Raw genomic sequence first — 18,174 nt, forward strand, 5'->3', positions numbered from 1 at the left:
TGCGTTCCCCGGGGGGAAGCGCCGATCTGTGAGGCCGGCCGGCGGCCCGTGGTCACTGGGCTCGGGACCTGCGGTCAGGTCAGTAGCCGCGATCGCGGTCTCGCGCGGCCAGACGGCCGCGCAGATCGGCGATCTCGTCCTCGGCGGCGGCGAGACGCATGGCGAGCGCGTTGTATTCGGCGACGCTCACCCGCGGGCCGGCGTTCAGATGCCCGAAGATCCAGCGGAGTATCCAGCCGAGAACGACGGCGCCGAAGAGCGCGCCCGCGACCGCGAGAGTCAGATCCTGTTGGTTCATTCGGCTACCTCGTCGCCCGTTCCTTCGTCGCCTGTTCCTTGGTCGCCAGATTGCCCGCCCGGTTGCTCGCCCGCTGGTTCGACCGCCCGTTCAGCAGGCGCCGCGCTGGCGCGCTCCGATTCCGCTCCGGCCGCGGGAGGCGTCCCGGCCTCGGCATCCGATCCGTCCGTGCCGGGCGTGGCCGCGCCATCCGGCCCTTCCTCCGCGGTTCCGGGGTCCGGTTGCGCTTCCGGTTCCGCCGAGCCCGTATCCGGAGGCGCGGTGACAAGGAAGGTTATCCGGCGGTTCCGGGCCCTGCCGTCCTCGGTATCGTTGTCGGCGATCGGCTCTGCCTCGCCATGGCCGCGCGCCGTGAGCAGGATGCTGTCGGGAATTTCCGCGCGCAGCGCCGCGACCACCGCTTCGGCGCGCCGCTGGCTGAGGCGCTGGTTGCCCTCGGCCGAGCCCTGGGCGTCCGTGTGCCCGCCGACCTCGAAACGGCCGCGCGGGCAGGATCGCAGCACGTCGGCGATCGCAAGCAGCGTTCCCTCGCTTTCTGGATCGATCTCCGCCGAACTGGGCGCGAAGCCGATCTGCGCGCCGCCCAGGATCGCCGTCACGTCCTCGGCGCAATTCGCGGCCGCCCTCGCGTCCTCGGCCGTGGGCACGGTGGGTTCGGTCGCGGGTGAGGCGCCGGGCGCCGCCGCCAGTTCGGCGGTCGGGCCGGGGTCCGATGCGGAATTCGAGGCGGGCGGGGGCGGCGGGGCGACCTTGAGCTCCGCCACGCCGCCTTCGCCGATCTTCTCCGCCAGCATGGCCACGACCCGCGCATTGGTGGCGACATCGGCCCCGGTCCCGCGCAGCACGACGCGGTCGGGGGTGACTTCGAGCGCGCCTTCCCGAAGCTCCGCCAGCGCCGCGACGCCAGCCAGCACGCGGTTCGGCCAGCCATCTGGAAGCGACGGGTCGATGGCCGCGCGGTTCTCCACCCGGTCATGGCCGACGAGCGCGGCGGCGTAGCTTTCGACCGCGTCGCGCGACGTGGCGTTCTGGAGCGCGCCGCCGAGGCTGATCCGGCCGTCCGGCGTCAGTTGGGCGTCGAAGCGGGGCGCGTAGACCTCCGCGCCATCCGCGCCCGTCGCCGAGCGTGGGGGAAGGATCGTGTTGAGCGTGAAAACCTCGGGAAGGGAGCGCCGCAGCTTCACGCCCACCTCGGCGAGCTTCGCGGGATCGACGCCGTCCGGTCCGGTCAGGGTCGCATCGACATCCCGGATCGCGAACCGGCCGCCGCCGAGTTCGCCGAGCGCGCGCAGCCCATCGACGACGGCGGCGCCCCATTCCGGCGTCGGGGCGCCGAGGCCGATCGCGCAGACCGGATCGCCGCCCGCGCCCAGCTCGCGCCCGGCGGCGGTGAGCACGGCCACGTCCGTCGCGGTCTCGGCCGAGCAGGCTTCGAACCGCCCCTCGACGCCGTTCGAGACGAAATCGACCCGGAACGGCGTGATCACTGGCCGGGGCGCAGCGACATCGAGCGCGAGGGAGACATTGGCCGGCCTGGCCGCGCGCAGCGTGGTTTCCAGCGCGTGGCGCGCGCCCTCGTCCTCGACCGCGGCGGTGACGCTGACGTGGCCGGGCGTGACGCTCACCTTCGAGCGCGGCGCGTCGCGGAGCGCGCGCAGGCCGAGCGCGAGGCCCTCGGCCCAGCCCGGCGGGGCTGCTCCCTCCGCCGTCTGCAGCATGTCGCCCACGGCGCCCCCGAGCCCGGCGCCATCCAGACCGGCCCGGATCGCCGCCCGCCCACCCTCGGCGGGGACTAGGCCGATCAGCGAGACCTCCTCGCCGTCGCGCAGGATTTCGAGCGAGAACTCCGGCGCGGCGGCCGGATCGGCGGTCCTGACGGTCGCGCGGTCGACCACCCGGCTTTCATCGATGACGGCGCGAGCGACGGCGAGCGCGCGAACGCGCGCCGCCTCGTCGGGCGCTTCGCCGCTGATCACCACGATGAGGCCGTCCGTCGCGACCTCGGCCCAATCCTGGCCTTCGCGTGCCAGCGCCTCGGTCATCCCGGCGTGGGTCGCCTCCTCGAACCGGGCGACCCCGCGCCGCGAAAGCTCATAGGCGCCGCCGGCCACCCCGCCGAGCGCGATCAAGCCGAAGATCAGGGCCATGGGCCGCATCGATGGAATGCCTCGTGTCGCATGAAGCGCCCGGAGACGGCCCGGACGGCGGTCGCCCGTGTCTATCGCCGAAAGGACGGCCGGTTCAACTCCGCGGCCATCAAGGCCCTGTTACGTCTCAGACCCCCGCCACGACGATGGCGAGCAGGAACCCGGCCGCGAGCAGGAGCCCGGCATCGCGGTTCGAGCGGAACAGCATGAGGCAGACCTCCGGGTCGTCGATGTCGAGCCGCCGGAGCTGCCAGACGAGATGCGCGGCCATGCCGCCCAGGCCCGCCAGGGCGCAGATCCGCGCCACCGGGCCCAGCGACGCCGCGAAGATCGCCATCGCGAGCAGCAGGACGGTCAGGACGGCGAAGCCGGTGAGCCAGCGCCGCGTCGCCGTTCCGAACAGCCGCGCGGTCGATTTCACCCCGATCAGCGCGTCGTCCTCGCGGTCCTGATGCGCGTAGATCGTGTCGTAGAACAGCGTCCAGGCGATGCCCGCGGCATAAAGCAGCACCGGCGGCCAGCCGAGCCCCCCGGCATGGGCGGCCCAGCCGAGCAGCGCGCCCCAGTTGAAGGCGAGGCCGAGGAAAACCTGCGGCCACCAGGTGAAGCGTTTCGCGAAGGGATAGATCGCCACGAGCGCCAGCGACGCGATGCCGAGCCAGATCGCCGCCGCGGGGAAGGTCAGGAGAATCCCGAAGGCGACGAGCGCCTGGATGGCCATCCATGCCGCCGCCTTCCGGGGTGTCACCTGCCCCGAGGGCAGCGGGCGCGAGCGTGTCCGGGCCACCCTGGCGTCGAAATCCTGATCCGTCAGATCGTTCCAGGTGCAGCCGGCCCCACGCATCAGAACCGCGCCGAGCGCGCAGCCAACCGCGATCCAGAGGTCCACCCAGCGAGCGCCGCCCGGATCGGCGGCCGCCGCTAGCGCCACGCCCCACCAGCAGGGGATGAGCAGGAGCCAGGTGCCGATCGGGCGATCCGCCCGGCTCAGCCGCAGATAGGGCCGCGTCCAGGCGGGCGCGCGGAGATCGACCCAGTTGCCGCGGACGGCGTCCGCGACGCTTCCCTGAGGCGTGCCGCTCGGAGTAGATTGCGTGTTCATGGGGGCTGTATGGCAGAACTCGGCGGGAAGATCAGGCTTTTTGTACGCGCCGATCTCGGTGACGGCGTCGCGGTCCCGCTCGACGCCGATCAGGCGCATTATCTCTTCAATGTCATGCGCCTCGGGCCGGACGCGCCGGTCACGATCTTCAACGGCCGGGATGGCGAATGGTACGCCCGCGTCGAGCAGGTGGGCCGGAAGGGCGGCGCGCTCCGGGTCGTGGCGGCGGGCCAGGACCAGCGCCGGCCGCCGGATCTGACGCTGCATTTCGCGCCGATCAAGAAGGCCCGGACCGATTTCATCGTCGAGAAGGCGACGGAACTTGGTTGCGCGCGGATCGCACCGGTCTTCACGCGGCACACCAATGCCGAGCGGCTCCGCCTCGACCGCTTGCGCGCCCATGCGATCGAGGCGGCGGAGCAATGCGGCGAGACGCATGTGCCCGAGCTTCTCGAACCGGTGCGACTCGAGAAGCTGCTGGATGGCTGGGACCCCGCGCGGCGGCTGATGTTCTGCGATGAGTCGCGGACGGCCAGGCCCGCCACGGAGGCGCTGGCGGGCGAGCGGCGGGGCGCTCCCTGGGCCATCCTGATCGGGCCCGAGGGCGGGTTCGCCGAGGAGGAGCTTTCCCGCCTGCGCGGGGCACCCTTCGTTCTCCCCGTCACGCTGGGCCCCAGGGTGCTGCGCGCCGATACCGCCGCCGCCGCCGCGATCACGCTCTGGCAATCGGTGCTGGGGGATTGGCAATGAGCGGAGACCGGTTATGAGCGGAGACCGGATATGAGCGGAGGCTGGCGATGAGCTTCGTGCGCCCGGAACTCCGTGCCGCGCTGCGCGCCTGGCGCGAGCCGATCATCTGGGGCGCGCTGTTCGGTTTCGGGCTCTGGCAGGTGGCCGTCGGCTATCTCGACCTCGCGCCGCTCAGCTTCCTCGTCGGCCTCGTCGCGACCGCCGCCGGGTTCGGCCTCCTGCGCGACGCGCTGCGCCGGCGATGGCTGCGCGGCGAGGTGCCATCCGAGGGCGTCGTGGTGATCGACGAAGCCCGGATCGGCTATCTCGGGCCAAGGGGCGGAGGTTTCGTCGATCTGCCGGCGGTCGTGTCGGTCGAGATCGTTCCGCGCCCGCATGTCCCACCCGATTCGGGCCACGCCTGGCTGATCCGCGCCGAGGATGGGGCGGAACTCATGATCCCGATCGGCGCGCATGGCGCCGAGGCGCTGGTGCCGACCTTGAGCGCGCTGCCCGGGATCGACTTCGACCAGGGCGTGGCGGCGGTCGCCGAGCCCGGCGCGCATCGCGCGACACTCTGGCGCAAGGCCGGCTGAGCCCCGAGGCACGCGATGTTGATCCGGCGCCACGCTCGCGGTCTCGGCACCTTCCGGCGGCTTGCCTTGCCCAGATGGCGGCACTAAGGCTTGTCGCCGCGCAACACGGCCGATGCCGAGATTTCGAAGGCGAGTGACATGTCGATCCCACAGTCCGGTGGCGGCCTCATCGAGTCGCAAGACCAGCTGGCCGAGTATCTCGCCTCCGGCTGCAAGCCGGTCGATGCCTGGCGTATCGGGACTGAGCACGAGAAGTTCGGCTATTCGCTCTCCGACCGCCTGCCGCTGCCCTACGAGGGGAAGGCGTCGATTCTCACCATGCTGTCGGGTCTGCGCGACCGTTTCGGCTGGGAGCCGGTCGAGGAGGCGGGCAAGCTCATCGGGCTGCAGAAGGACGGCGCCAACGTCAGCCTCGAGCCGGGAGGCCAGCTCGAGCTCTCCGGCGCGCCGCTCAGGACGATCCACGAGACCTGCGACGAGGTGAACGCGCATCTGCGCGAGGTGAAGGTGATCGCCGATGAGGTGGGCGCGGCCTTCATCGGATTGGGCGCCACGCCGGAATGGACCGCCGAGGAGATGCCGGTGATGCCGAAGGGGCGCTACGCGCTCATGACCCGCTACATGCGCCAGGTCGGAAGCCACGGCACGCAGATGATGTACCGGACCTGCACCGTGCAGGTGAACCTCGACTTCGCCTCCGAGGCGGACATGGTGAAGAAGTTCCGCGCCTCGCTCGCGCTGCAGCCGGTCGCGACCGCGCTTTTCGCCAGTTCACCCTTCTTCGAGGGCGCGGTGAACGGCTGGCAGTCCTGGCGCGCGCGGATCTGGCGCGACACCGATCCGGCGCGCACCGGCATGCTGCCCTTCGTCTTCGAGGACGGCATGGGGTTCGAGCGCTATGTCGATTACGCGCTCGATGTGCCGATGTATTTCGTCTATCGCGACGGCAGGTACATCGACGCCCTCGGCCAGAGCTTCCGCGATTTCCTCGACGGCCGGCTGCCGGCGCTTCCGGGCGAGAAGCCGACGCTTTCGGACTGGGCCGACCACCTGACGACGATCTTCCCCGAGGTCCGTATCAAGAAGTTCATGGAGATGCGCGGCGCGGATGCCGGCCCGTGGCGGCGGCTCTGCGCGCTGCCGGCTCTCTGGGTCGGTCTGCTCTACGACGGCGCGGCGCTTGATGGCGCCTGGGATCTCGCCAAGGGCTGGAGCGCCGATGAGCGCGATCAGCTCAGGCATGACGCGGCGAAGGACGGCCTGCGCGCGACGATGCCCGACGGGCGGCCGCTGCGCGATTTCGCGCGCGATCTGTTGAAGGTGGCCGAGGCGGGGCTCAAGGCGCGCGCCATGTCGGGCGCGGGCGGATTGATGCCGGACGAGACCCACTTCCTGAACGCGCTGCACGAGGTCGTGGAATCGGGCCAGACGCAGGCCGACGAGATGCTCGCGCGCTACCGCGGCGAATGGAACGGAAAGCTCGCCCCGCTCTACGCGGAATATAGTTACTGACCCCGTGACCGTGACGGGCCTTTTGTAACGGAGCTTTAACACCCGCATCACGCGAGGAGGCGCACTCTCTTGACTCACCAGTCAAGGAGATTCGCCATGCCCCGCTCTCGCAGGAAGGTCCAGCAGGACGACTACGATTTCGATTCGGAAGAAGACCTCTACGCCGATCCCGATGAATTCGTCGAAGGCCTGCGCTACGCCGTCGCCCGGGCCCGGTGCTCGGCGCACGACGTGTTCGAACTCGGTGCCGGTCGCGGTTTCGTCGATCTGGACGCTCTCGCGGCCGCCGACTATGGCGACTGAGCAACAGTTCATTGACGATCCTTGTCCGTCTCCGGTTCTCGATTACGATTTGATAACGGGCGGAGCGACACTGTCGCCATCAGCGCGAACCAATGGAGAACATCGATGCAGCCGCCGCTGTCCCATACCGTCCCCTCCGCCGGGGCTCTCTACCCGGAGGAGCGTAACCTGATCGCCTCGCTTCAGCGTCTGGTCGATCAGGGCAAGCAGGTCGCCGGCGAGGCGGCCGCGGGCGTCGATGCCCGCGCGCAGCTCGCCCGCGTCTTCGCGGCCTTCGGCTGAGCCGTCAGGCCTTGCGGCCGATCCGGGGCTCCGTTCCGTCGAGGAGGCGCCGGATATTCGCATGATGCCGCGCGAGCACCAGCCCGGCCATGCCGATGCCGAGCCAGACCGAGCCCGGCGGCCCGATGAGAGCCAGCCAGACGGGCGCCGCCACCGCCGCCACCAGGGCGGACAGCGACGAGATCCGTGAGATCACGGCCATGGCGAGCCAGGTCAGGCAGCAGATCAGACCGACGACGGGTGCCAGCGCCAGCATGACGCCGAGGAAGGTCGCCACCCCCTTGCCGCCCCGGAAGCGGAGCCAGACGGGGTAGAGGTGGCCGAGGAACGCCGCGCCGCCGGCGACGAGCGCCGCCTCCGGCCCGGCGAGATACCGCGCGGCCAGGACCGCCACCGCGCCCTTCGCCCCGTCGAGGAGCAATGTCGCCAGCGCCGCCTTCTTGTTGCCGGTGCGCAGCACATTGGTGGCGCCGATATTGCCCGATCCGATTCCGCGCAGGTCGCCGAGGCCCAGCGCCCGGGTGATGAGCACCCCGAAGGGAATCGAGCCGATCAGATAGGCGCAGAGCGCCACCAGCATGAGCATCAGGCGCCCCCCCGCGCGTAGACCCGGTTTCCGGCGACCCAGGTGCCTTCGACCCGCCCCTGCATCCGCGCCAGGTCGAACGGCGTGTTCTTCGACTTCGACCGCAGGGTCGCGCGGTCGAGCACGTAAGGCACATCCGGATCGAACAGCACCAGATCCGCGGGCGTGCCGGGCGCGAGCCGCCCCGAATCGAGCCCGAGCAGCCGGGCCGGGTTGAGCGCGAGCGCCCGCCAGAGCCCGGGCAGCGTCATCTGCCCGGAATGCAGGAGTCGAAGCGCCGCGGGCAGCAGCGTTTCCAGCCCGACCGCGCCCGCCGCCGCCTCTTCGAAGGGCAGGCGCTTTTCCTCCTCGTCGCGCGGCGTGTGGAACGAGCCGATCACATCGATCTCTCCCGCCGCCAGCGCCTCGACCATCGCCACCCGGTCGTCCTCGGAGCGGAGCGGCGGGGTGAGCTTGAAGAAGGTGCGATAGTCGCCGACATCGAACTCATTGAGCGTCAGATGATGGATCGAGACGCCCGCCGTGACGCGCAGCCCGGCTTCGCGCGCCCGCCTGAGCGCCGGCAGGCTGCGCGCGGTCGAAAGCTGGTCGGCGTGATAGCGTGCCCCGGTCATCTCGACGATGGCGAGGTCGCGTTCGAGCCCGATGCGCTCGGCCATCGGCGAGACGGCGGGAAGGCCGAGCTGCGAGGCGAACTGGCCCGAGGTGACGCAGGCGCCCGCCGAGAGCACCGGTTCCTGGGGGTGGCCGATCACGAGCGCGCCGAGCCCCTTGGCATAGGTCAGGCAGCGCTGGAACACTCGCGGATTCGCCACCGCGCGCACATCGGTGAAGGCGACCGCGCCCGCGTCGGAAAGAAATCCGATCTCGGTCATCTCCTGCCCGGCGCGGCCCTTGGTGAGCGCCGCGAGCGGCAGCACGCGAACCGGGCTCGCATCGACCGCGCGGCGGAGCAGGAATTCGAGCACTTCCGGATCGTCGATCGCGGGCTCGGTATCGGGCCGCGTGACCATGGTCGTGACACCGCCCGCCGCCGCCGCGGCTCCGGCGGTCCGGAAGCTCTCCTTGTGCCGTTCCCCCGGCTCGCCGATCTTGACGCCGATGTCGATGATGCCGGGCGCGAGGCAGAGGCCGCGGCAATCCTCGACCTCGCTCTTTCTGCGCGCGGCTTCGCCGGGGCCGAGGATCTCGACGATCCGGCCGTTCTCGATCGCGATCCCGCCCTCGCGGATCTCGTCCGATGCGGGGTCGACCAGCCGGGCGTTCAGAAGCGTCAGCATGACACGCTCCCGTCCCGCTGGCCGCCGCGCAGATTGCGCGCCAGCAGGTCCATCGCCGCCATCCGCACCGCGACGCCCATTTCCACCTGTTCCTGGATCACGCTCACGTTGATGTCGTCGGCGAGCAGCCCGTCGATCTCGACGCCGCGGTTCATCGGCCCGGGGTGCATCACGATCGCATCGGGTCTTGCGACGGCGAGTTTCTCGGGGTCGAGCCCGAAGCGGTGGTAGTATTCGCGCATCGAGGGGATGAAGGCGCCATCCATCCGCTCCTTCTGGAGCCGCAGCATCATCACCACATCGGCGTCCCGGAGCCCCTCGCGCATGTCCTCGAAGACCTCGACGCCGAAGTTTTCGATCCCCGGCGGCAGCAGCGTCGGTGGGCCGATGATCCTGAGCCGGTTCTCCATCCGGCCGAGCAGGAGGATGTTCGAGCGCGCCACCCGGCTGTGGGCGATGTCGCCGCAGATCGCGATCGTGAGCCGCGAGAGCCGCCCCTTGCGGCGGCGGATCGTCAGCGCGTCGAGCAGCGCCTGGGTCGGATGCTCGTGCCGCCCGTCGCCGGCGTTCAGGACCGCGCAATTGACCTTGGAGGCGAGCAGGTTGACCGCGCCCGAGTTCGGGTGCCGGACGACGAGCAGGTCGGGATGCATCGCATTGAGCGTCATCGCCGTGTCGATCAGCGTCTCGCCCTTCTTCACCGAGGATTGCGAGACGGCCATGTTCATCACATCCGCCCCGAGCCGCTTGCCCGCCAGCTCGAAACTCGCCTGCGTGCGGGTCGAATTCTCGAAGAACATGTTGATCTGAGTCATGCCGCGCAGCGCGTCGCCGCGCTTGTCGCCGCCGCGGTTGAGATCGACATAGGTGTCGGCGAGGTCGAGGACGGTCTCGATATCGGTCCGGGACAGGCCCTGGATACCGAGGAGATGACGATGCGCGAACAAGAGGCCCTCCCGTGTCGCGGCATCTAAACCAAGGACGGGCGCCCGGGCAAGGCATCGGCGGTCCCGCACGGGACGGGCGCGGGGGGCGAGGCGGGCCGGCCGCCGCCGGCGCCGGACTTCGTCCGTCCCCCGACCTCCGGCGGTGGCGCCGCGTCGGGCGTCGCGCCGGTGGCGAGCGGAGCGTGCGCGGCGCGTTTCGCGCGTGGCGCCTGTGGCGGGCGCGCGTCGCCGGGCTTTCTCCCGCTCCGGCGCCGGGCTAGAACGGAGGCATGACAGGGGTGCCCTCATCCGTCGCGGCCGATCTCGCCGCGCTTGCCTGGCAGGTGGAGGCCGGGGCCGACGAGGCGATCGGCGAGGTGCCGGTCAACCGCTTCGACGCCGCCGAGCAACCGGCGAGGCCGGCCCGGGCCGTGGCGGTCGCGGGCCGGCCCAAGTCGGGGCCCAAGTCCGCGCCCGAGGCCGCGCCAGGGACAGCGGCCGCTCCGCCGGGGGGTGAAGGCGGGGCGACGGCGGCCGAGGCCGATGCGCGGATGATCGCGGCGGGTTGCGCCGATCTCGCCGCGCTTCGCGCCGCGATCGAGGCCTTCGACGGCTGCCCCCTGAAGGTCGCGTCGAAATCAACCGTCTTCGCCGATGGCAATCCGGCGGCGCGGGTGATGATCGTCGGCGAGGCGCCGGGTCGCGACGAGGACATGGCGGGGCTGCCCTTCGTCGGGCGCTCGGGGCGGCTGCTCGACCGGATGTTCGAGACGATCGGCCTGTCGCGGCGGGCGGAGGCGGCGGAGGAGGCGGTCTACATCACCAATGTCCTGCCCTGGCGGCCGCCCGAGAACCGCGATCCGGCGGGGGCGGAATCGGCGATGATGATGCCCTTCCTGTTCCGGCATATCGAGTTGAAGGCGCCGAAGGTCATCGTGGTGATGGGCAATCCGGCGGCGCGCACCGTGCTCGGCACCACGACCGGGATCACGCGGCTCAGGGGACAATGGGGCGACTGGCACGGGGTGCCGGTGCTGCCGATGCTGCATCCCGCCTATCTGCTTCGCAACGGGATCGCGAAGCGAGAGGCCTGGGCGGATCTGCTCACGCTCCGCGTCTGGCTGGACGAGAACGGAGGATAGGAGCCGAGATGGCCGAGGAACGGGACTTCCTGCCGGTGAATATCGCGGTGCTCACCGTCTCCGACACGCGGGATCTCGCGGAGGACCGCTCCGGCGAGACGCTGGTCGCGCGGCTGGTCGAGGCAGGCCATCGGCTCGCGGATCGCCGGATCGCGCGGGACGAGCAGGCGGAGATCGTCGCCATCCTGCGGGACTGGATCGCCGATCCGGGCGTCGACGTGGTGATCTCGACCGGCGGCACCGGGCTCACCGGTCGCGATGTGACGGTCGAGGCGCACCAGTCGGTCTATGAGAAGGAAATCACCGCCTTCGCCGTGGTCTTCACCCTCGTCTCCCACGGCAAGATCGGCACCTCGGCGGTGCAGAGCCGCGCCTGCGCCGGAGTCGCGGGCGGAACCTATCTCTTCGCGCTGCCGGGCTCGCCCGGTGCCTGCCGCGATGCCTGGGACGAGATCCTGAGGGTCCAGCTGGACTACCGGCACCGGCCCTGCAACTTCGTCGAGATCCTGCCCCGGCTCGAGGAGCATCGGCGGCGGAAGTAGGGCGGAGATCTGTCCGCCCGCCCCCCACCCAGCCACCCGATCCGCCGTCAGAGCTCCATCCAGGCGCGCGCCTTGGAGGAAGTCGCGATCGCCTCGATCACCGTCATGATCCGCGCGCCGGCGCGGAAGTTGAACGGCTCCGGCCGCTCGCCCGCGATCGCCTGGACGAAGCCCTGGACCTCGATCGCCTTCAGGTCGTTGAAGCCGAGCTGGTGCCCGCCCGCGACGCAGAAGCGGCCATAGGGCGGATGCTCCGGCCCCGCGAGGATGGTCCGGAAACCGCGGCGCCCCTCGGGGTCGCTCGCGTTGTAGTAGCGCAACTCGTTCAGCCGCTCCTGGGTGAACAGGATCGCGCCCTTCGAGCCGTAGATCTCGAAATCATGCTGCATCTCCTGGCCGGTGGCGATCCAGCTCGCCTCGATATTGCCCGAGGCGCCGTTCTCGAACCGAAGGAAGGCGCGGCCGATGTCGTCGACCTCGATCTGGCGCGTGCCGCCCTTGCCATCGGGGCGCTCCTTGATCGCGGTGACGAAATCGCCCATCACCGCCGTGATCGGGCCGAGCAGGTATTCCGCCGTGGCGAGCGCGTGGCTGCCGATATCGGCGAAGGCGCCGCCGCCGGCGGGATCGACGCGGAAGCCGCCGGGATTCGACGCATCCGCCATGAATTCCTCGGCATGGACGCCGCGGAAGGAGCGGATCTCGCCAAGCTCGCCCGACTGGATCATTTCGCGCGCCAGAATCATGATCGGGTTGCAGAGGTAGTTGAAACCGACCTGCGTGCGGATGCCCGCGGCCTCGGCCGCTTCCGCCATTTCGATCGCATCGGCGGCGAGGGGTGCGAGCGGCTTCTCGCAGTAGACATGCTTTCCGGCGGCGATCGCGGCCAGCGCCATTTCCTTGTGCAGAGCGTTCGGCGTCGTGATATCGACGACGTCGATCGAGGCGTCGTCGATGATGCTCCGCCAGTCGCCGGTCGAGGTCTCGAAGCCGAACTCGGCCCCCGCCGCGGCGGCCAGCTCATCGGTCCGGTCCGCGACCGCGCGGAGGACGAGATCGTAGGGCAGGTCGAAGACCCGGTTGGCGGCGGCGAAGCCGAAGGTATGGGTCTTGCCCATGAATCCGGTGCCGATCAGGCCGATGTTGAGCTTGGGCTTCGAGTTTGCCATCCGCGGTCTCTCCCTGCGCGTCCCGACTCACTGGCGATCTCTTGGCCGAATGGTCGAGAACAAAAATTCTGCTTCTGGTATCGTTTGGAATACTTGTGCTGTCAACGGCGAATGCCTAATGATCCGGCAATCGCGCCGAAGCACGAATCGGTGCACCGGGAACGGGAGGGCTGGAGATGAAAGCGAAGCTTGGGATCGCGCCGATCGCGTGGTGGAACGACGACCTCGCGGAACTGAGCGATGACGTGTCGCTCGAGGAATGCCTGCGTCAGGCGCGCGAGGCGGGCTATACCGGCATGGAGACCGGGCGGCGCTTCCCGATGGACCCGGCGGAGCTCGGGGCGGTTCTCGACAAGTTCGGGATCTCGGTCTGCGGCGGCTGGTTCTCCGGGCTGTTGCTCGATGGCGAGATCGCCGCCGAGAAGGACCGGATCGCGGCGCAGATGGAGCTTTTCAAGGCGATGAACGCGCCCTGCATCGTCTATGGCGAGACCGCGCGCTCGATCCAGGGGGTGAAGACGGCGCCGCTTGCGACCAAGCCGAAGCTCTCCGAGGACGAGATCAGGGTCTATGCCCGCAAGATGACCGAATTCGGCGAATGGTGCGCCGAACAGGGCATGCCGCTTGCCTATCATCACCACATGGCGGCGGCGATCGAGACCGAGGCGGAGCTTGATCTCTTCATGAAGCATTCCGGCGAGGGCATTCCGCTGCTTTACGACGCGGGCCACATGGCCTTCGCCGGCGGCGATGTGCTCAGGGTGATCGACAATCACCATGCGCGGATCTCCCATGTCCACACCAAGGACGTGCGGATGGGCGTGATCGACGCGCTCGACCGGACGCGGGAGAGCTTCCTCGACGCGGTGGTGAAGGGCGCCTTCACCGTGCCGGGCGACGGTTCGCTCGATTTCGAGGCGATCGTGAAGACGCTCGCCGATCACGGCTACGAGGGCTGGTTCGTCGTCGAGGCGGAGCAGGACCCCAAGGTCTCGCCGCCGCTCGAAATGGCGAAGATCGGACACAAGGAACTCCTGCGCGTCATGGACGCCGCCGGATATGAAGTGGAGGGCGTCCCGGCCTGAGGGCCGGGACAACCCCCGAAGGAACCGGCGCGCGCGGGGGGCGTCCCGTGCGTGTCGGGCTGATTCAGGTCGCGCCCGTTCAGCTCGGCCTGACAGATCGGGCCTGACAGATCGGGCCTATCGGGCCGGGCTTGTCAGGGCGTGTGGCAGGTGTGGACGGTGGCCGCGAGCGGCATCGCGAAGGGCGGCGCGCCGAAGGCGGCGACCAGAGACCCGACGACGGCCTCGACCACCTCCGTCGGGTCGATCCCCGCGGCCCGGATCTCGGCCACGACGGGCGACCCCCGCACGAGACCCTCGGCGAAACCCTCGGGATCTGCGACCCGCGCCGTGACCCGGACCTCGGTGCTCTCGATCCGGCACCAGCCGGCGGCGCGCAGGTCGAGGCTGATCCGGTGCGGATCGACATAGGCGTGCGGCGCCGACCATGCCTCGGGGACATGGCCGAGGAAGCGGGCGATCGCCTCGCCGGCGATCCCGGCGAAGGGGTTGGCGGAGACCGGTCCCCAGCAGTTGAAGGCATAGGTCCCGCCCGGCCGGACCACCCGCGCGACTTCCTGGAACGCGTCGCATTTGCGCGGGAAGAGCGCCACGCCGAACTGGCAGACGGCGAGATCGAAGGCCGCGTCCTCGAAGGGCAGGGCGGCGCAGTCGGCGAGCCTGAATCCGGCGCGATCGCCCAGGCTCGCGCGGGCGCGGGCGAGCATGGCCGGGTCGATGTCCGTCACGGTCAGCGTCGCGGCCGGCAGCCGCGCGCGCAGGGCCCGGGTCAGCACTCCGGTTCCGGCGGCGAGTTCCAGCACGTGGCGGGGCCCGAGTTGCGCGGCGCGCCAGGCCAGATCGGCGGCGAAGGCTTCGAACAGCACGGGGCCGAGCCCCGCGTCGTAGAAATCGGCGTGGTGATCGAGCGACTGTCTGGTGAGCACGGACATCCGGACCTCGCGATAATTCCCCATCAGCATAGCGTGAAATTCGCTCGGGATCGACTCACGCCGCCGGGAGCCGCTCGGTCGCGCCGTGGACCATGCGGCTGGACGCCGGCCATTCGCTCGAATTGTCGGCATTCGGCCGAGACGCATGGCGCCCGGCGGGTTACGATGCGCCAAAAGCCGAAAGAGCGATTCGAAGATGAGGCAGTGGCAGTCGCGGAAGATGGTTCCGCACCTGATTTCATTGGCGCTCCTGAGCGTGCTCGCAGCCTGCGGCGGCGCGAAGGAGGAGTCCCGGCCAGAAGTGATCCGGCCAGAGACACCCCGCCCTGAGGCGTCGCGCGGCGCGGTCGCGGCGCCGGTGTTCGGCGATGCCGATCCGCATGACTGGATCGGCAAGGCGCCCTGGCACTACCCGGTGCATGGGATCGATGTTTCCCGCTACCAGGGCGAGATCGACTGGCGCCGGGTCCGGGGCGCCGATGTCTCCTTCGCCTATATCAAGGCGACGGAGGGCGGGGATGTCGTGGACGAGATGTTCGAGACCAACTGGGCGCGCGCCCGGGCGGCGGGCGTGCCGCGCGGCGCCTACCATTATTACTATTTCTGCCGGAGCCCGGAGGAACAGGCGCGGTGGTTCGCGAGCCACGTTCCCGCCGATCCCTCCGCGCTGCCGCCCGTGCTCGACATCGAATGGACGCATCAGTCGAAGACCTGCCGCTTCCGGCCCGAACCCGAGGAGGCGCGGGAGATGATGCACCGGTTCCTCAAGGCGCTGGTGCTCCGGTACCACAAGCGGCCGCTCATCTACACGACGGTGGATTTCTACTCGGACAACCAGCTCTGGAAGGTCACGGGCTACAACTTCTGGCTTCGCTCGGTCGCGGGGCATCCCTCGCTGACCTATCCGGCGCAGGACTGGCTGCTGTGGCAGTATACCGGGACGGGGATCGTGCCGGGGATCGAGGGGAAGGCGGATCTCAACGCCTTCGTCGGGTCGCGCGCCGAATTCGCCAACTGGGTGTCGCGATGAGTCGCTGGGCAAGGTGCGCGCCGCGGCGTGGTCTCGTCCGCCGTCACGCGCCCCGCCCCGATCAGTCCTTCCTGATCCAGCCCCCGCCGAGCACCCGTGTTCCCTCGGGCGCGTAGAAGACGCAGGCCTGGCCGGGCGCGATGCCTTCCTCGGGTCCGAGCAGTTCCACCCGCGCCCGGCCATCGCCGAGCGGATGGACGCGCGCGGGTTTCGGCGGGCGTGTCGAGCGGACGCGGACCGCGACCTCCCAGCCGCCTTCGGGCGCCGCCCCGAAACCGCCATCGCCGAGCCAGTTGACCTCGCCCACCGTCAGTGACCGGCTCGCCAGCGCTTCGCGCGGCCCGACGATCACCCGCCGCGTCTCCGCGTCGAGCCGGACCACGAAGAGCGGTTCCCCGGCGCCGCCAATGCCGAGGCCCCGGCGCTGGCCGACGGTGTAGTGGATGACCCCTTCGTGGCGCCCGAGCACCCGGCCGTCGAGATGGACGATCTCGCCGGGCTCGACCGCGCCCGGGCGCAGCTTCTCGATCACCTGGGCGTAGGAGCCGTTCGGGACGAAGCAGATGTCCTGGCTGTCGGGCTTGTCCGCGACCGCGAGGCCGAATCGCGCCGCGAGCGCGCGGGTCTCGGCCTTGGAGCCGAGCCCGCCCAGGGGGAACCGCAGGAAGTCGAGCTGCTCCGGCGTGGTCGAGAACAGGAAATAGCTCTGGTCCCGCGCGGGATCGGCGGCGCGGTGGAGTTCCGCCCCGGCGGGCCCCTCCAGACGCCGGATGTAATGGCCTGTCGCCATGCAGTCGGCATCGAGATCGCGCGCGGTTTCCAGAAGGTCGCGGAACTTCACCCGTTCGTTGCAGCGGATGCAGGGCACGGGTGTGGCGCCGGCGAGATAGGCGTCGGCGAATTCGTCGATCACGCTCTCGCGGAAGCGATTCTCGTAGTCGAGCACGTAATGCGGAAAATCCAGCGTTTCCGCCACGCGCCGCGCATCGTGGATGTCGCGTCCCGCGCAACAGGCGCCCTTGCGCGCCAGCGCCGCGCCATGATCGTAGAGCTGCAGGGTCACGCCGACCACGTCATAGCCTTCCGCATGCAGCATCGCAGCGACCACGGAACTGTCGACGCCGCCCGACATGGCGACGACGACGCGCGTGTCACGCGGCGCCCTGGGCAATCCGAGGCTGTTCACGCCCGGCCGGGCGGCGTTGTCTAGCATGGGTCCGGTCCCTTGGGATAAGCGGTAATATAGTAAAAGGCCGAGTAATGACAAGGGCTTGGTTCATGGCCACTTAAGAGTCCAGGGCGCAAGTATTCACTCGGGTGATGCGTGGGTAACGGAGTGAAACATGTACATTCGCCGTGAGAAGGGACCGATCTTTGTAACATTGCCGGACGGAACCAAGATGACGCGTTCCGACCTGCCGCCAGGCAATACGCAGCGCTGGGTGGCGCGGCGCAAGGCCACGGTGGTCTCGGCTGTGGATCATGGCCTGATCGGAGTCGAGGAAGCCTGCGAGATGTATCGGCTTTCGGCCGAGGAACTCGAGCTTTGGCGCGAGGCCGTGCACCGGCACGGGGCGGCCGCGCTGCGCGTGACGGCGCTACAAAAGTATAGACAACTCTAGGTTGCGCGGCTAGCGTGCCGCAATCGTAATCAGTCGTTAACCCCATGACGTTTTAGTCCTGGGCGTGTTGGGGACCGATCCCCGTGAACCGGAGAGCAGCCAGTGCGTATCCTGCTTGTCGAGGACGATGCCACCACGTCCAAGAGCATCGAGATGATGCTTCAGAATGCGAATCTGAACGTCTATGCGACGGATCTTGGGGAAGAAGGCATCGATCTCGCCAAGCTCTACGACTACGACCTGATTCTTCTCGACCTCAACCTGCCCGACATGACGGGCCATGAGGTATTGCGCCAGCTCAGGATCTCGAAGGTGGAGACGCCGATCCTGATCCTCAGCGGGACCGACGACACCGAATCGAAGCTCAAGGGCTTCGGTTTCGGCGCCGACGACTACATGACCAAGCCCTTCCACCGGCAGGAGCTGATCGCGCGCATCCATGCGATCGTGCGCCGCTCCAAGGGCCATGCGCAGTCGGTGATCACGACGGGCAAGTTCACCGTCAATCTCGACGCCAAGACGGTCGAGGTCGACAACCGGACGGTGCATCTGACCGGCAAGGAATACCAGATGCTGGAGCTTCTCTCGCTCCGCAAGGGCACGACGCTGACCAAGGAGATGTTCCTGAACCATCTCTACGGCGGCATGGACGAGCCGGAACTGAAGATCATCGACGTCTTCATCTGCAAGCTGCGCAAGAAGCTCTCGGAGGCGACGGGCGGCGAGAACTACATCGAGACGGTCTGGGGCCGGGGCTATGTGCTCCGCGATCCGAACAGCGCCGAGGCGCGGCGCAAGCTCGCCATGGGGGCTTGACATAGGGGCCTGACGTGGGGGCCTAGAATGGGGGCCTGAGCGCCTCTCGCGGTGGACCGAGGTCCGCCCAGCTGG

General features: G+C 69.4%; 20 protein-coding genes. 11 read left to right on the top strand and 9 right to left on the bottom strand.

Annotation, left to right across the window (positions count from 1 at the left end; translation table 11 throughout):
- Positions 1 to 79: 79 nt before the first annotated feature.
- The 3 genes from ACLJK8_RS08145 to ubiA form a co-directional block, all read right to left on the bottom strand.
- Positions 80 to 298 carry a hypothetical protein gene (locus ACLJK8_RS08145; protein ID WP_413149648.1) on the bottom strand — a complete coding sequence of 73 codons (219 nt, stop codon included), beginning with the start codon at positions 296 to 298 and terminating at the stop codon, positions 80 to 82.
- A complete protein-coding gene (locus ACLJK8_RS08150; protein WP_413149649.1) occupies positions 295 to 2,445 on the bottom strand; it encodes an OmpA family protein in 2,151 nt (716 codons plus the stop codon). Before ACLJK8_RS08150 ends, ACLJK8_RS08145 begins: the two co-directional genes overlap by 4 nt.
- 127 nt (positions 2,446 to 2,572) lie before the next feature.
- The gene (gene ubiA / locus ACLJK8_RS08155) at positions 2,573 to 3,547 is read right to left on the bottom strand and encodes a 4-hydroxybenzoate octaprenyltransferase (RefSeq protein WP_413149650.1); all 975 of its coding nucleotides are present in this window, start codon (positions 3,545 to 3,547) and stop codon (positions 2,573 to 2,575) included.
- A 9-nt stretch (positions 3,548 to 3,556) separates the two neighbouring features.
- Between ubiA and ACLJK8_RS08160 the strand changes: the two genes are divergently transcribed.
- The 5 genes from ACLJK8_RS08160 (at position 3,557) to ACLJK8_RS08180 (ending at position 6,969) form a co-directional block, all read left to right on the top strand.
- Positions 3,557 to 4,297, top strand: a complete 741-nt coding sequence (locus ACLJK8_RS08160) for a 16S rRNA (uracil(1498)-N(3))-methyltransferase (RefSeq protein ID WP_413149651.1) — start codon at positions 3,557 to 3,559, stop codon at positions 4,295 to 4,297.
- Positions 4,298 to 4,344: 47 nt separating this feature from the next.
- Positions 4,345 to 4,872 (top strand): hypothetical protein, encoded by a 528-nt coding sequence (locus tag ACLJK8_RS08165; protein ID WP_413149652.1) that lies wholly within the window; start codon positions 4,345 to 4,347, stop codon positions 4,870 to 4,872.
- A gap of 138 nt (positions 4,873 to 5,010) precedes the next feature.
- The gene (locus ACLJK8_RS08170; RefSeq protein WP_413149653.1) at positions 5,011 to 6,384 is read left to right on the top strand and encodes a glutamate--cysteine ligase; all 1,374 of its coding nucleotides are present in this window, start codon (positions 5,011 to 5,013) and stop codon (positions 6,382 to 6,384) included.
- Positions 6,385 to 6,480: 96 nt separating this feature from the next.
- Positions 6,481 to 6,687, top strand: coding sequence for a hypothetical protein (locus ACLJK8_RS08175; RefSeq protein ID WP_413149654.1), 207 nt, complete (start codon positions 6,481 to 6,483; stop codon positions 6,685 to 6,687).
- Positions 6,688 to 6,792: 105 nt separating this feature from the next.
- On the top strand, positions 6,793 to 6,969 hold the full coding sequence (locus ACLJK8_RS08180) for a hypothetical protein (protein WP_413149655.1): 177 nt from the start codon (positions 6,793 to 6,795) through the stop codon (positions 6,967 to 6,969).
- Positions 6,970 to 6,973: 4 nt separating this feature from the next.
- Here ACLJK8_RS08180 and plsY read toward each other — a convergent pair whose 3' ends face one another.
- Genes plsY through ACLJK8_RS08195 form a run of 3 tightly spaced genes read right to left on the bottom strand, consistent with a single transcriptional unit; the run spans position 6,974 to position 9,782 of the window.
- Positions 6,974 to 7,555 (bottom strand): glycerol-3-phosphate 1-O-acyltransferase PlsY, encoded by a 582-nt coding sequence (gene plsY / locus ACLJK8_RS08185; RefSeq protein WP_413149656.1) that lies wholly within the window; start codon positions 7,553 to 7,555, stop codon positions 6,974 to 6,976.
- A complete protein-coding gene (gene pyrC, locus ACLJK8_RS08190; protein ID WP_413149657.1) occupies positions 7,555 to 8,835 on the bottom strand; it encodes a dihydroorotase in 1,281 nt (426 codons plus the stop codon). The genes plsY and pyrC overlap by 1 nt, the downstream gene beginning before the upstream one ends.
- On the bottom strand, positions 8,829 to 9,782 hold the full coding sequence (locus ACLJK8_RS08195; RefSeq protein WP_413149658.1) for an aspartate carbamoyltransferase catalytic subunit: 954 nt from the start codon (positions 9,780 to 9,782) through the stop codon (positions 8,829 to 8,831). The genes pyrC and ACLJK8_RS08195 overlap by 7 nt, the downstream gene beginning before the upstream one ends.
- A 269-nt stretch (positions 9,783 to 10,051) precedes the next feature.
- Between ACLJK8_RS08195 and ACLJK8_RS08200 the strand changes: the two genes are divergently transcribed.
- Positions 10,052 to 10,903, top strand: a complete 852-nt coding sequence (locus ACLJK8_RS08200; protein ID WP_413149659.1) for a uracil-DNA glycosylase — start codon at positions 10,052 to 10,054, stop codon at positions 10,901 to 10,903.
- 8 nt (positions 10,904 to 10,911) lie between these two features.
- Positions 10,912 to 11,445, top strand: a complete 534-nt coding sequence (gene moaB, locus ACLJK8_RS08205; RefSeq protein ID WP_413149660.1) for a molybdenum cofactor biosynthesis protein B — start codon at positions 10,912 to 10,914, stop codon at positions 11,443 to 11,445.
- A gap of 47 nt (positions 11,446 to 11,492) precedes the next feature.
- Here the strand turns inward: moaB and ACLJK8_RS08210 are convergent, their stop codons facing one another.
- The gene (locus tag ACLJK8_RS08210) at positions 11,493 to 12,614 is read right to left on the bottom strand and encodes a Gfo/Idh/MocA family protein (protein WP_413149661.1); all 1,122 of its coding nucleotides are present in this window, start codon (positions 12,612 to 12,614) and stop codon (positions 11,493 to 11,495) included.
- A 176-nt stretch (positions 12,615 to 12,790) separates the two neighbouring features.
- Here ACLJK8_RS08210 and iolE point away from each other — a divergent pair, with 176 nt between their 5' ends.
- Positions 12,791 to 13,699 carry a myo-inosose-2 dehydratase gene (gene iolE / locus ACLJK8_RS08215; RefSeq protein ID WP_413149662.1) on the top strand — a complete coding sequence of 303 codons (909 nt, stop codon included), beginning with the start codon at positions 12,791 to 12,793 and terminating at the stop codon, positions 13,697 to 13,699.
- A gap of 134 nt (positions 13,700 to 13,833) precedes the next feature.
- On the opposite strand, the gene ACLJK8_RS08220 is transcribed toward iolE, so the two are convergent.
- Positions 13,834 to 14,631: a class I SAM-dependent methyltransferase gene (locus tag ACLJK8_RS08220; protein ID WP_413149664.1), complete on the bottom strand. Its 798-nt coding sequence runs from the start codon at positions 14,629 to 14,631 to the stop codon at positions 13,834 to 13,836.
- A gap of 220 nt (positions 14,632 to 14,851) precedes the next feature.
- Here ACLJK8_RS08220 and ACLJK8_RS08225 point away from each other — a divergent pair, with 220 nt between their 5' ends.
- Positions 14,852 to 15,661 (top strand): GH25 family lysozyme, encoded by an 810-nt coding sequence (locus tag ACLJK8_RS08225; protein WP_413149721.1) that lies wholly within the window; start codon positions 14,852 to 14,854, stop codon positions 15,659 to 15,661.
- Positions 15,662 to 15,722: 61 nt separating this feature from the next.
- Here the strand turns inward: ACLJK8_RS08225 and mnmA are convergent, their stop codons facing one another.
- Positions 15,723 to 16,874 (bottom strand): tRNA 2-thiouridine(34) synthase MnmA, encoded by a 1,152-nt coding sequence (mnmA, locus tag ACLJK8_RS08230; RefSeq protein WP_413149665.1) that lies wholly within the window; start codon positions 16,872 to 16,874, stop codon positions 15,723 to 15,725.
- A gap of 130 nt (positions 16,875 to 17,004) precedes the next feature.
- Between mnmA and ACLJK8_RS08235 the strand changes: the two genes are divergently transcribed.
- Positions 17,005 to 17,283: a DUF1153 domain-containing protein gene (locus tag ACLJK8_RS08235; RefSeq protein ID WP_413149667.1), complete on the top strand. Its 279-nt coding sequence runs from the start codon at positions 17,005 to 17,007 to the stop codon at positions 17,281 to 17,283.
- 102 nt (positions 17,284 to 17,385) lie between these two features.
- Positions 17,386 to 18,099 (top strand): response regulator transcription factor CtrA, encoded by a 714-nt coding sequence (gene ctrA / locus ACLJK8_RS08240; RefSeq protein WP_413149669.1) that lies wholly within the window; start codon positions 17,386 to 17,388, stop codon positions 18,097 to 18,099.
- The last annotated feature ends 75 nt before the right edge of the window (positions 18,100 to 18,174 follow it).

Origin of the sequence: Amaricoccus sp. W119 (assembly GCF_047275745.1) — a bacterium.
GTDB lineage: Bacteria > Pseudomonadota > Alphaproteobacteria > Rhodobacterales > Rhodobacteraceae > Amaricoccus.

Coding starts and splice junctions, on each gene's coding strand:
- ACLJK8_RS08210 (WP_413149661.1), bottom strand. CDS start 12,614: ATGGCAAACTCGAAGCCCAAGCTCAACATCGGCCTGATCGGCACCGGA.
- ACLJK8_RS08150 (WP_413149649.1), bottom strand. CDS start 2,445: ATGGCCCTGATCTTCGGCTTGATCGCGCTCGGCGGGGTGGCCGGCGGC.
- ACLJK8_RS08180 (WP_413149655.1), top strand. CDS start 6,793: ATGCAGCCGCCGCTGTCCCATACCGTCCCCTCCGCCGGGGCTCTCTAC.
- ACLJK8_RS08145 (WP_413149648.1), bottom strand. CDS start 298: ATGAACCAACAGGATCTGACTCTCGCGGTCGCGGGCGCGCTCTTCGGC.
- ACLJK8_RS08170 (WP_413149653.1), top strand. CDS start 5,011: ATGTCGATCCCACAGTCCGGTGGCGGCCTCATCGAGTCGCAAGACCAG.
- ACLJK8_RS08175 (WP_413149654.1), top strand. CDS start 6,481: ATGCCCCGCTCTCGCAGGAAGGTCCAGCAGGACGACTACGATTTCGAT.
- iolE (WP_413149662.1), top strand. CDS start 12,791: ATGAAAGCGAAGCTTGGGATCGCGCCGATCGCGTGGTGGAACGACGAC.
- ACLJK8_RS08200 (WP_413149659.1), top strand. CDS start 10,052: ATGACAGGGGTGCCCTCATCCGTCGCGGCCGATCTCGCCGCGCTTGCC.
- pyrC (WP_413149657.1), bottom strand. CDS start 8,835: ATGCTGACGCTTCTGAACGCCCGGCTGGTCGACCCCGCATCGGACGAG.
- ubiA (WP_413149650.1), bottom strand. CDS start 3,547: ATGAACACGCAATCTACTCCGAGCGGCACGCCTCAGGGAAGCGTCGCG.
- plsY (WP_413149656.1), bottom strand. CDS start 7,555: ATGCTCATGCTGGTGGCGCTCTGCGCCTATCTGATCGGCTCGATTCCC.
- ACLJK8_RS08225 (WP_413149721.1), top strand. CDS start 14,852: ATGGTTCCGCACCTGATTTCATTGGCGCTCCTGAGCGTGCTCGCAGCC.
- moaB (WP_413149660.1), top strand. CDS start 10,912: ATGGCCGAGGAACGGGACTTCCTGCCGGTGAATATCGCGGTGCTCACC.
- ACLJK8_RS08165 (WP_413149652.1), top strand. CDS start 4,345: ATGAGCTTCGTGCGCCCGGAACTCCGTGCCGCGCTGCGCGCCTGGCGC.
- ACLJK8_RS08220 (WP_413149664.1), bottom strand. CDS start 14,631: ATGTCCGTGCTCACCAGACAGTCGCTCGATCACCACGCCGATTTCTAC.
- mnmA (WP_413149665.1), bottom strand. CDS start 16,874: ATGCTAGACAACGCCGCCCGGCCGGGCGTGAACAGCCTCGGATTGCCC.
- ACLJK8_RS08235 (WP_413149667.1), top strand. CDS start 17,005: ATGTACATTCGCCGTGAGAAGGGACCGATCTTTGTAACATTGCCGGAC.
- ACLJK8_RS08160 (WP_413149651.1), top strand. CDS start 3,557: ATGGCAGAACTCGGCGGGAAGATCAGGCTTTTTGTACGCGCCGATCTC.